This is a genomic window from Marinobacter sp. SBS5 (genome assembly GCF_048285575.1).
In the GTDB taxonomy this organism is placed as follows: Bacteria; Pseudomonadota; Gammaproteobacteria; order Pseudomonadales; family Oleiphilaceae; genus Marinobacter.
The window spans coordinates 937,625-949,844 of record NZ_JBLWAZ010000003.1; the positions used below are offsets into that span (position 1 = coordinate 937,625).

10 protein-coding genes are annotated in these 12,220 nt (G+C 55.0%); 1 reads left to right on the top strand and 9 read right to left on the bottom strand.

Annotated features, from left to right (window positions below; genetic code table 11):
- Positions 1-9: 9 nt before the first annotated feature.
- The 4 genes from ACNQ6O_RS11385 to ACNQ6O_RS11400 all read right to left on the bottom strand — a co-directional run bounded on the left by ACNQ6O_RS11385 (position 10) and on the right by ACNQ6O_RS11400 (position 6,078).
- Positions 10-969: a Nudix family hydrolase gene (locus tag ACNQ6O_RS11385; protein ID WP_418053325.1), complete on the bottom strand. Its 960-nt coding sequence runs from the start codon at positions 967-969 to the stop codon at positions 10-12.
- Between the two features lie 10 nt (positions 970-979).
- Entirely contained in the window at positions 980-2,197 is a 1,218-nt protein-coding gene (gene argJ, locus ACNQ6O_RS11390) for a bifunctional glutamate N-acetyltransferase/amino-acid acetyltransferase ArgJ (RefSeq protein WP_418053326.1), read from the bottom strand.
- A gap of 102 nt (positions 2,198-2,299) precedes the next feature.
- Positions 2,300-5,032, bottom strand: a complete 2,733-nt coding sequence (gene secA / locus ACNQ6O_RS11395) for a preprotein translocase subunit SecA (RefSeq protein ID WP_418053327.1) — start codon at positions 5,030-5,032, stop codon at positions 2,300-2,302.
- 89 nt (positions 5,033-5,121) lie between these two features.
- Positions 5,122-6,078 (bottom strand): M23 family metallopeptidase, encoded by a 957-nt coding sequence (locus ACNQ6O_RS11400; protein ID WP_418053328.1) that lies wholly within the window; start codon positions 6,076-6,078, stop codon positions 5,122-5,124.
- Positions 6,079-6,294: 216 nt separating this feature from the next.
- On the opposite strand from ACNQ6O_RS11400, the gene ACNQ6O_RS11405 reads away from it, so the two are divergent.
- Positions 6,295-6,747 carry a DUF721 domain-containing protein gene (locus ACNQ6O_RS11405; RefSeq protein ID WP_418053329.1) on the top strand — a complete coding sequence of 151 codons (453 nt, stop codon included), beginning with the start codon at positions 6,295-6,297 and terminating at the stop codon, positions 6,745-6,747.
- A gap of 11 nt (positions 6,748-6,758) precedes the next feature.
- Here the strand turns inward: ACNQ6O_RS11405 and lpxC are convergent, their stop codons facing one another.
- The 5 genes from lpxC to ACNQ6O_RS11430 form a co-directional block, all read right to left on the bottom strand.
- Positions 6,759-7,676 (bottom strand): UDP-3-O-acyl-N-acetylglucosamine deacetylase, encoded by a 918-nt coding sequence (gene lpxC, locus ACNQ6O_RS11410; protein WP_114332897.1) that lies wholly within the window; start codon positions 7,674-7,676, stop codon positions 6,759-6,761.
- A 214-nt stretch (positions 7,677-7,890) separates the two neighbouring features.
- Positions 7,891-9,048 carry a cell division protein FtsZ gene (gene ftsZ / locus ACNQ6O_RS11415; protein ID WP_199007668.1) on the bottom strand — a complete coding sequence of 386 codons (1,158 nt, stop codon included), beginning with the start codon at positions 9,046-9,048 and terminating at the stop codon, positions 7,891-7,893.
- Between the two features lie 98 nt (positions 9,049-9,146).
- Positions 9,147-10,382, bottom strand: a complete 1,236-nt coding sequence (gene ftsA / locus ACNQ6O_RS11420; protein ID WP_418053330.1) for a cell division protein FtsA — start codon at positions 10,380-10,382, stop codon at positions 9,147-9,149.
- 36 nt (positions 10,383-10,418) lie between these two features.
- Positions 10,419-11,258 (bottom strand): cell division protein FtsQ/DivIB, encoded by an 840-nt coding sequence (locus tag ACNQ6O_RS11425; RefSeq protein WP_418053331.1) that lies wholly within the window; start codon positions 11,256-11,258, stop codon positions 10,419-10,421.
- Positions 11,251-12,219: a D-alanine--D-alanine ligase gene (locus tag ACNQ6O_RS11430; RefSeq protein ID WP_418053332.1), complete on the bottom strand. Its 969-nt coding sequence runs from the start codon at positions 12,217-12,219 to the stop codon at positions 11,251-11,253. The genes ACNQ6O_RS11425 and ACNQ6O_RS11430 overlap by 8 nt, the downstream gene beginning before the upstream one ends.
- Position 12,220 lies beyond the last annotated feature (1 nt).

Genomic DNA, 12,220 nt, shown 5'->3' on the forward strand with positions numbered 1-12,220 from the left:
GTCTGCTTCTCATGATACATCGGACGGCCACCAGAAACTGATACCCGCGATACCCTGTGCGCCAGATGCCCGCGCTTTAGCCTCATGATTCGGGTTCATTCCTCCCAGACCGTAGACCGGGATCACCGCCGTCGAGACCAAATCAGCGAACTCGTCCCAACCTAACGCTTCTTCGCCCGGATGACTGGCAGTAGGCAAGACCGGCCCGAACACCGCGTAATCCGCCCCCAGACGCTCAGCTTGGCGCAGTTGATCAGCATTGTGACATGACATCCCTAGCAGCCGATCGGCTGCTACAGGGCGTTCTGACAACCCCTCAGCCTCCCGCCAAGGCAAATGCACACCTGCAGCCTCCGGAAACACCTTCAGCAACTCTGGCCCGCCGTGCAGCAAGACCCCCACATCAGCTCCAACGCTTGCAGCCAATGCGCCGCTCGCCAGCTTTCGATAGTCCTTGCTCGGCAAATCTGGCGCGCGCAACACCACCAACCCGGACTTCAACGAAGGTAACGTTGAAGTAAAGCGAGACAAGCCATTTTCCCACGATGTCATGGCGCCGGTTATCGGTAGATTCCCGGGCAAGTTCAAAGCCCGGATGATCGGCCGATTGGCAGCGGGAAAATCCTCATCCTGTAAAGAATGAGGCGACATCCACTCAATCGGCTGACCTTCCCGACCTTCCGGTTCACCTTCGGCCGCCAAGGTTTTCCACACGTCCAGAAAAACCTGCTTGTCGCCATAGTCGTGTCGAATACCGATGACCGGTTCAAGGCTCTCCAAAGGCACGGCCAGCCCCGTTTCTTCCGCAATCTCGCGCACCAGTGCCTGCTGGACACTTTCACCCGCCTCGACCTTGCCACCGGGAAACTCGAGTAAGCCGCCCTGATGCACATGATCCGGGCGACGCGCGATCAACACGCGACCGCCCCGGACGATAACCGCAACGGCCACATGAACCAGCTTCTGCATTGGCGATCTATTAGCTGCGGTATTCGGCATTGATCGTCACATAGTCATGGGAGAAATCGCAGGTCCATACGGTCTCGCGGATATCGCCACGCTTGAGATCAATCGCGATGGTAATTTCTTCCTGATCCATCACCGCCTGACCACGCTCCTCGGAATAGTCATACGCACGCCCACCATCACGCACCAGGCACACATCGCCCAGATGGATTTCCAACGCCTTCAGATCGAGGCCCGGAACACCCGCCCGACCCACCGCGGCCAGAATACGGCCCCAGTTCGGATCTGACGCGTAAAGTGCGGTCTTCACCAGTGGCGAATGAGCCACGGTATAAGCGACATCCAAAGCTTCTTGCTGGTTTGCGGCGCCAGACACATCGATCGTAACGAACTTGGTCGCACCCTCACCGTCCCGGACGATGGCGTGGGCCAGATCCAGATACACCTTGCTCAAGGCTTCTTTAAGCTCGGCAAACTGCGAGCTGCCTTCGGTAATTTCCGGGCCGTCGTAGCTGCCACTGGCAATTAGCATACAAGCGTCATTGGTGGAGGTATCACTGTCGATGGTAATCCGATTAAAGGATTTCTCACCCAGCTCGGATGCCAAAACCTGCAAAGCGTCGGGCGCGATCTTGGCATCGGTGGCGATAAACCCGAGCATGGTTGCCATGTTGGGGCGAATCATTCCGGCCCCCTTGCTGATACCCGATATCGTTACCTTGTGACCCTCCACATCGATCTGGCAGGACGCGCCTTTGGGCCGGGTATCCGTGGTCATAATGCCGCTGGCCGCTTCTGCCCAGCGATCTTCGCGGGTGTCCGCCAGCGCTTCCGGCAACGCCCCAACGATTTTATCAACCGGCAGAGGCTCACCAATCACGCCGGTGGAGAATGGCAGTACACAGGCCTTATCGACACCGGCTTTTTCTGCAAGTGCAGCACAGCAACGCTCGGCATCCGCCAGCCCGGCGTCTCCGGTGCCGGCATTGGCATTCCCTGTGTTGATTAGCAAATAGCGAGGAGCCGCTTCTGCCAGATGGCGGCGACTCAGCACCACCGGGGCGGCGCAGAACTGGTTTTGGGTAAAGATACCGGCCACTCGCGCTTCGGGTGCCAGCTCAAACACTACAATATCCTTACGGCCAGGCTTCTTGATGCCTGCACTGGCAATACCGATTTTAACCCCTGCTACCGGGTGAAACTCCGGCAAAGTTCCAGGACCTACCGCCATGCTTGTCTCCTTGAATTAGCGCCAATCTGTAAACGACAAAACCCGCAAGCTGCTCTTGGTCAGGCAGTTTGCGGGTTCTGGTTCGTGCGTTTCGGTGCCGGTTTAACTCACCTTACCGCAGCATTGCTTAAACTTCTTACCAGACCCGCAAGGGCAAGGCTCGTTTCGGCCTACTTTGCGCTCTTGGCGCACAAAGGTATCCGGCGTTGCTTGCTGCCCTTGCCCACCTTCGCCCTGAGCCGGCGCAGCGGCACTGGTTTCGTCGTGTCGAAGGTTGGCTCGGGCCATTTCACGCTCAAGCTCTTCCTTACGGCGACGCTCAACTTCTTCCATCTCTTCGCGACTCTGTACGCGAACATGGCTCAGCACCCGGGCAACATCCCTTTTCATGCTCTCAAGCATGTTTTCAAACAGATTAAACGCTTCGCGCTTGTATTCCTGTTTCGGGTTTTTCTGGGCATAGCCGCGCAAATGAATACCGCGACGCAGGTGATCCATGTTCGACAAATGCTCTTTCCAGAGCGTATCCAGAACCTGCAAGAACACCTGTTTCTCGAACTTGCGCATGGACTCGGCGCCGGCGATTTCTTCCTTCGCCTTGTACTCGGCCACGATGGCATCCAGTATCTTCTGGCGCAGGTTGTCCTCGAACAGCTTGCTGTCTTCTTCCAGCCACTGCTGAATCGGCAGATCAATCGCCATCTCGGATTGCAACTGCGCTTCCAGACCCGCCACATCCCACTGTTCAGGCATGCTTTGTGGTGGAATAAATTCGCTGATCAACGAATCGACCACGTCTTCGCGAATCGTATCCACCATTTCGGATACGTCTTCGGAAGCCATGACTTCGTTACGCTGCTCATAGATAACGGTACGCTGATCGTTGGCAACGTCGTCGTACTCTAGTAGCGTCTTACGCATGTCGAAGTTGCGACCTTCTACTTTGCGCTGAGACTTCTCAATGGCGTTGGTGACCATGCGATGCTCGATGGCCTCGCCTTTCTTCATGCCCATTGCTTGCATCAGATTCTTCACACGCTCAGGCGCGAAGATACGCATCAGGTTATCTTCCAGCGACAGGAAGAAACGGGACGAGCCCGGGTCACCCTGCCGGCCGGCACGGCCTCGAAGCTGGTTGTCGATCCGGCGAGATTCATGTCGCTCGGTACCGATGATGTGCAAACCACCCGCTTCCAGCACCTGATTGTGGCGTTCGGTCCATTCCGCTTTCAATCGGGCAATCTCTTCTTCCGAAGCATCGGCCTTGCCAGCGGCTTCAAATTCCCAGTTACCACCCAGTACGATGTCGGTACCACGGCCCGCCATATTTGTGGCGATGGTAACTGCGCCAGGGCGGCCCGCCTGAGCGATGATCTGCGCTTCCGATTCGTGCTGCTTGGCGTTCAAAATCTTATGATCAATACGCGCCTTCTTCAGCAGCATCGACAGCAGCTCGGACGCTTCGATAGACGCGGTGCCCACCAGAATCGGCCGACCTTCCGCCGTTACATCTTTGATCTCGTCGATGATCGCGTGGAATTTTTCTTCCTGCGTCAGATACACCAAGTCGTTGTAATCGATCCGCTGAATCGGCCTATTGGGCGGAATCACCACAACATCCAAGCCGTAGATTTGACGGAATTCGAAGGCTTCCGTGTCTGCAGTGCCGGTCATGCCGGCCAACTTTTCATACAGACGGAAGTAGTTCTGGAAGGTTGTTGAAGCCAGAGTCTGACTCTCTGCCTGAATCTTAAGGCCTTCTTTCGCTTCAATCGCCTGATGCAAACCTTCACTCCAACGGCGACCCGGCATGGTACGGCCGGTGTGCTCGTCGACGATAACTACCTGGCCACCCTGAACGATGTAATCTACATCCTTCTGGAACAAGTGGTGCGCCCGAAGGCCTGAGTGAACATGGTGCAGCAAGCCCAGGTTAGCTGCGGAGTAAAGGCTTTCGCCTTCCTGCAGCAAACCACGACTGAGCAGAAGCTCTTCTACTTTTTCGTGACCGGTCTCGGTCAATTCCACCTGGCGGGACTTCTCATCGATGGTGAAGTCACCGGTGGATTCGCCTTCCTCGCTGACCTCGCCCTGTTCCAAGCTCGGAATCAGCGTGTTAATGGCTTGGTACATCTTCGAAGAGTCTTCCGCAGCGCCCGAGATAATCAGCGGTGTGCGCGCCTCATCGATCAAAATAGAATCGACTTCGTCGACAATGGCGAAGTTCAGCCCACGCTGAACCTTATCTTCAATGCTGAAGGCCATGTTGTCGCGCAGGTAGTCAAAACCAAATTCGTTGTTGGTACCATAGGTTATGTCGGCCTGATAAGCGGCTTTCTTTTCTTCCGGCGCCTGACCAGCAACGACAACACCCACTTCCATACCCAGGAAGCGGTAGAGCTTGCCCATCCACTCGGCGTCACGGCGGGCCAGGTAGTCGTTCACGGTAATCACGTGCACGCCTTTACCCGGTAGAGCATTCAGATACACCGCGGCAGTCGCAACCAGTGTTTTACCTTCACCGGTTTTCATTTCGGCGATGCGTCCTTCGTGGAGCGTCATACTACCAACCAGCTGGACATCGTAATGGCGCATGCCCATCACACGACGGCTAGCCTCACGAACGGTGGCAAAGGCTTCAGGGAGGATGGAATCCAGAGTTTCGCCCTCTTCCAACCGACGGCGGAACACGGCAGTCTTGCCCTGCAATTCGGTATCCGACAGTGCGCTAAACTGCTCTTCAAGTTCATTGACACGCAAAACGACCTTACGCATCCGCTTGATTTCTCGAGCGTTCTTACTGCCAAACATCTTGGTTGCAAGCTTTGTGAACATAGACCACGGCTTCTTCAGTTAAACGGAGGAAGCCGGCATTCTAACCTTATTTAGGCGAAGGACAAAAGGAGGGCTTCACGGGAATGAAATCAGCGGCTTGCGCGCCGGATATATTTTTCGGGATTTTCGGGTTTTCCGTTGCGGATAACTTCAAAGTGTACGTGCGGTCCTGTAGAACGACCTGTACTACCCATCAGGGCGACACTCTGACCTTTCTGAACGATATCTCCCACCTTCACCTTGATGGCTTTCGCGTGGGCGTAGCGGGTCACAAGACCTTCGCCATGATCGATCTCCACCAGGTTACCATATCCGTATCGTTCATCAGCGTAGGTCACTACGCCACTGGCGACCGCAATGATGTCACTGCCATCTTTGCCAGCAAGATCAACACCGCTGTGCCAAGTGCGCTTCCCGGTGAACGGATCGGAACGATAGCCGTACTTGGACGACAACCACCCCCAGGTAATCGGGCGACCCTGCACATACAGCTCGTCTTCCAGCTTCTGGCGCGACGCGACTTTCTCCAGCAGGCGCAGCTGTTTCTCGCGGTCTTCAATTTGGGCTTCAACTTGATCGATCATATCGGTCAATTCAGGGGCACTGAAGGAGTCCGCAGACAGCCCCCCCTCTTCAGGCCCGCCGACGGCTGCGGGCTGATCAAAATTAAACTCATCGCTGGTCACAATGCCCGACTCAACAAATCGTTGGCCCAACGCATCGAGCCGCAACAAACTGCCTTGAATACGGCCCAGCCGAAGGGTCAAAGCATCGATTTGCAACTCAACGTCCTCTCGCACCCGGGCCATTTCAGCCTTTTGCGCCTTCAGCTTTGCTTGCCACTCAGCCACCAACTCTGATTCGGTAGGCTCAGCCGCAGCCACTTTTTCCATGGCAAAACGGTAGCCACCCCAACCCGCCACAAACACCACCGCCAATACTCCAAAAAAGAGACCTGCTATGGTTGCTGCATTTAAGTTCAGAGATTTGGGCTGCCCATGGCTTTTGCCAACGAAAATTACATTCATATCGTCGTTCGGTGTCATATAGGGAGTCGCAACCATATCCGTGTAGTGCTGCGACCCGGAGTGTTTCCGAGCGGGTCTGCTATCCTTAGCAACAACTACGCACTGAAAAAAGTCGTAGCATCCGGTAGACATTGCCTTCCATCACAATGTAAAACGGCCGTGTTATAGACGCTACGCGTAAAACGTGCCGAAGTGTAACCAATCGTAAACAGCAGAGTCGAGAAAAACCCGGCAATGAGCAAAAAAAACGATCAAAAAACGATCTTCAGCACAGTTTCGTCAAGCTCAGGGTCAACCCTGAAACAACTTATAGCGAAAGCTGGAATGCATATCGAGGCTGAAAAAATCGTTCTGTCAGCCGTCCCCAGCGAGCTCGCTGAAGGCACTCGATTTGTCGCCTGCCAAGACGGGGAGTTGGTGCTATCAACGGATACGGCCAGCAAAGCCACTCGGCTCAGATTCCGCCAACACGAAATTATGGAAGCACTCAGAGAAAACGAGCTCTTTCGATTTGTCTGGAAGGTGCGCGTTAAAGTCGCGCCAGCCCGATACAAAGCCCGCAAAAAAGTCGAAAAGGTACCCCTCAGTAAAGAAAATGCCCGACTCCTCGCAGAGGAAGCCGGGCACACGAAGGATAAAGCTCTACGCGAGGTTCTCGAAAAACTCGCAAGCCACGTCCGAGATTAAGGCCTCCCGCCTTAGCCCTCGACCGCCAGTACAGGCTTCATGTAAGAAATCGGAGCAGTTGCTTCGTCTTCGAAGGTCACTACTTCCCACGATTCTTCTTCCGCCTTGAGCTTACGCAGCAGTTTGTTGTTCAAGTCGTGGCCAGACTTAACACCACGGAACTCACCAATCAAACTGTTGCCCAGCAGATACAGATCCCCGATTGCATCCAACACTTTGTGCTTAACGAACTCATCGTCGTAGCGCAAACCGTCTTCGTTCAGAATTTTGTAGTCATCCACCACAATCGCATTATCGACACTACCACCGAGGGCCAGGTTCATGGCTCGCAGTTTTTCGATATCACGCATGAATCCGAATGTACGGGCACGGGATACTTCTTTCACGAAGGAAGTGCTTGAGAAATCGACCGTTGCGGTTTGGGCGCGGCCCTTGAATACCGGGTGATCGAAATCAATACCAAAGCTGACCTTAAAGCCTTCGAAAGGCAGGAAGGTGGCTTTCTTGCCATCTTCTTCAACGGTCACTTCCCGCTTGATACGGATAAAGCGCTTGGCGGCTTCCTGTTCAGCGATGCCTGCCGATTGCAGCAGGAACACGAACGGGCCAGCCGAGCCGTCCATAATCGGCACTTCGGCAGCGCTAAGCTCTACGTAACAGTTGTCGATTCCGAGACCAGCCATAGCAGACAGCAAATGCTCTACTGTTGCCACACGCACACCGTCTTTTACCAGCGTCGTGGACAGCGTGGTCTCACCCACATTTTCCGCGCAGGCACGAATTTCAACCACTGGGTCGAGGTCCGTGCGCCGGAAAATGATTCCGGCATCGACCGGAGCTGGCTTCAGGGTCAAATAAACTTTTTCCCCTGAGTGCAAGCCTACACCGGTCGCGCGGATGGTGTTTTTGAGTGTGCGTTGTCTAATCATCGGTTCATTATTCCGTCACAAAAGAGCGATATTCTGAGCAAAAATCTGCCCGCAGAATATCAGAATTCAAGACTGAGCACCATTTAACCAACACAAGTTTACTTAACTTATGCAATAGCTTATGGCTATGATCAATCAGCTCGTCTTTGACAAAGGCTTACAACGTTGCATTCGCAAAGAATACACGCCTTTCTGTCAGCAACGAACCAGACTATCAATCAGCCTGCCGACGAAGGAATGCGGGAATATCGAGATAGTCCACGCCTTGCTCTTCGCTTTCTTTGCTCTGGTCCAGTGCTACGTTGCCTTGCGTGACCGCGCGACGACGCAGAATGGCTGGGCGATCCAGCTGGTTGTAATCAGTTTTGCCATCCAGAGTGCGGGAGTTATCCACCACCTTGGTTGGCTTCTCACGATCACCACCCAGGCCAGTCGCGACAACCGTGACCTTCAGCTCTTCTGTCATTTCCGGATCGATCACAGTACCCACAACAACGGTGGCAGATTCGGATGCGAATTCACGGATAATGTCACCCACTTCGGTGAACTCACCCAAGTTCAAGTCCATACCAGCGGTGATGTTAACCAGAATACCTTTGGCGCCCTGCAGGTTAACGTCTTCAAGAAGCGGGCTACGAACAGCAGCTTCAGCCGCTTCCTGCGCACGGTTTTCACCCGTTGCTCGGGCAGTACCCATCATCGCCATGCCCATCTCGGACATCACCGTCTTCACGTCAGCAAAGTCGACGTTGATCATACCGTTACGGGTAATCAGGTCGGCGATACCCTGCACCGCACCCAGCAGCACATCATTGGCCGCTGCGAATGCGTCCAGTAGGCTGGTTTTCTTACCCATGACCGCCAGCAGTTTTTCGTTCGGGATGGTGATCAGTGAGTCGACGCTTTCTTCCAGCTCTTTCAAACCGGATTCCGCAACGCTCATGCGCTTGCCACCTTCGAACTGGAACGGTTTAGTAACCACCGCCACAGTCAGAATCCCCAGCTCACGGGCCACTTCGGCAACAATCGGAGCAGCACCTGTACCGGTACCGCCACCCATGCCAGCGGTAATGAACACCATGTCGGAACCGCTCAGTGCCTCCGCAATGCGATCACGATCTTCGAGTGCGGACTGACGTCCGACTTCCGGGTTAGCACCTGCACCCAACCCCTTGGTGATGTTGCCGCCGAGTTGAATAATTTGACGCGCGTCCAGGTCCGTTAGAGCCTGGGCGTCTGTGTTGGCGCAAATAAATTCTACGCCTTCAATGTCGCTGTTAAGCATGTGACGTACGGCGTTACCACCGCCACCGCCAACACCGACAACCTTAATTACTGCGCTTTGTTGAACATTATCAACGAGTTCAAACATATCCCCTACTCCTTCGTGCTGTTTCCGGTCTATCCAGACCGGTTATTTCATTCGTTTTGTATTTTCGAGAAACCTTCGTGTACTGCTCCTGCTCACCGTCAGAACTGACCGGTAAACCAGGCTTTCATGCGCTCGACCAATGAGGGAGCATCCTCACTTTTGAGCACCGGTGCCCGGCCAAGATCCATTTGCCGGAAACCATGAATCAACAACCCAACGCCGGTGGCGTAGATCGGGTTGTTAACCACCTCCGTCATACCGGAGACAGCCTGCGGACAGGCCAGCCTTACCGGCATGTGAAAGATCTCTTCAGCCAGTTCCACCACCCCTTCCATGGTGGAAGAACCGCCTGTAATAACGATGCCCGCGGGAATCATGTCTTCGAATCCCGAGCGGCGTAATTCTGACTGCACCAAGGTAAACAGCTCTTCGTAGCGAGGCTCTACAACTTCCGCCAACGCTTGTCGGGAAAGGTCGCGTGGCGCACGATCGCCAACACTGGGCACCTTGATGGTGTCTTCAGCACCTGCTAGCTGAGTCAACGCGCAGGCGTACTTGATCTTGATTTCTTCCGCATTCTGAGTCGGCGTGCGCAGAGCCATAGCGATGTCATTGGTCACCTGATCACCGGCGATTGGAATCACCGCGGTATGCCGGATTGCACCACCGGTAAACACCGCAATGTCGGTGGTTCCGCCACCGATATCGACGACACACACACCGAGCTCTTTCTCGTCTTCGGTCAGAATTGCGTGGCTGGAAGCCAGTTGCTCCAGGATGATGTCATCCACTTCCAGTCCGCAGCGCTTTACACACTTATCAATGTTCTGAGCCGCGTTGACAGCGCAAGTCACCAAATGAACCTTGGCTTCCAGCCGGACGCCGGACATGCCCATCGGTTCTTTAATGCCTTCCTGGTTATCGATCACGAATTCCTGCGGAAGAATGTGCAGCACTTTCTGATCCGCGGGGATCGCTACCGCCTGAGCCGCATCAATAACCCGATCAATGTCCGCTTGGGTCACTTCCCGATCCCGGATCGCAACGATGCCGTGGGAGTTCAGGCTCTTGATGTGGCTCCCCGCGATTCCCGCATACACGGAATGAATCCGGCAGCCTGCCATCAGTTCAGCTTCTTCCACCGCCCTCTGAATGGCTTGCACGGTGACCTCAATGTTCACCACCACTCCGCGCTTTAGCCCTCGGGATGGGTGAGAGCCAATTCCGACGACTTCAATGGTTCCATCCATTTTGCGTTTGCCGACGATCGCAACCACCTTGGAGGTTCCGATATCCAGGCCGACAATCATGTTTTCCGTTTCAACCGATGACATGTGATTCACCAAACCCCAAGTTCGTAATAATCGTTATCAGGACTTCGGTGCAGCAACTGCTGCATCCGCTTTCCACTGCACCGCTATGCCGTTTGTATAGCGAGCATCTACCCGGCTGACCTCGTCCACACGGGACGCCAACCGGTTCTCGTAAACTGTTATGAAGCGATCAAATCGCTGTTCGACTTTGTCGCGCCCCAACACCACTTCAATTCCATTTGCCAGTGTCAGCGTCCATGCACCTCGGGCCTCGAGCGCTAGCCCGGCAAAACCAAGGCCGTAGCCATAAAGCTGTTCGCTCATGCTCCGCGCCATGGTGATGACCTCTCTCACCCTCTCATCCGGCCCCGACAGCTTTGGCAAACGCCCAGCCACCTCCGGATTCGGCGGCGAGAACAGCTCGCCTGAACGACTGACCAGCCGCCCATCACTCCAGTAAGCCAGAGGCTTCTTCTCGCGGATATCAATCACCAAACGACCAGGCCAAACTCGCTTTACCGCCGCGGATTCAACCCATGGCCGCTGTTCCAACGCCGCCTTGATGTCAGCAAGATCGGTGGAAAAGTAGCTCTTCCCGATCCAGGCACCGGCTGCTCGCTCCACAGCTACTCGACTGTCTCCGACAAACTGGCCCTGAACATCCACAGCCAAGATCTGTTGGTCCATCGCCGTCAACAGGCGATCTGTTCCCCAGGGAACCAGAGCCGCCAGCAGAACAACCGTTGCTCCCAAACCGACCTGTAACCAAGGCACGGCCGCCAAAATAGCTTTCAACACACCAAACCGGTCTTGCCCTGGCTCTAGGGTGGTTGCCCCCCGTCGCCGGGGCTGCTCAGGCGGTACCGCCCGGCTCCGGATCAGTAGTGTTTCAAGCATTCGGTGCCTCCACCAAAGTGTCTTCCAATATCCTCACCACCAGCTCCTGAAAGCCGATGCCGGCGGCCTTGGCAGCCATAGGTACCAAGCTGTGATCGGTCATTCCCGGTACTGTGTTTACTTCAAGCAGCCAGAACTTACCTTCCGCATCCTGCATGATGTCCACTCGGCCCCAAGTGCGGCAGCCGACCACGCGGAACGCATCCAGCGCCAACTGCTGTAACTTCAGTTCTTTATCGACCGGCAAACCACAGGGAATGCGGTAGCGGGTGTCATCCGCCAAATACTTCGCGTCGTAATCGTAAAAGTCGTGGTCGGTACTCAGACCAATCGCTGGCAACGCTTTGTCTTGTAGCAGGCTGACGGTAAATTCGGGCCCTTCAATCCACTGCTCAACCAGTACCAGGTCGTCCATGGCTGCTGCGGTTTCGTAGGCTTCTACCAGCTCAGCCACACTGCGAACCTTCCGAATACCAATGCTTGAACCCTCGTGCGCCGGCTTGACGCTCAGCGGGGTTCCGAGCTTTGCAACAATATCTTCAGCTTCATCAGCGGATTTCATGGACCGAAAAGCCGGGGTTGGCAGGCCACAACCTTCGAACACGTACTTTGTGCGCAATTTGTCCATGGCCAGTGCCGACGCCAGAACTTCACTACCGGTGTAAGGAATGCCCGCCTGCTGCAGAATCGCCTGCAGCGTGCCGTCTTCACCGCCGCGACCATGCAGCGCGATAAACACCCGGTCAAACGCCGGTGATTCCACGGTGCGCAGCATACAGCCTTGAACGTCAATTCCGTGGGCATCGACACCCGCCGACTGCAAGGCTGCCAAGACGGCTCCGCCACTGTTCAGGGAAACCTCCCGCTCAGCTGAGTCACCTCCCATAAAGACAGCAACCCGGCCCAATGCTTTAACCAGCTCGGGCGATGCCAGATAGTTATCGGAGTCGGTATGGCTCATA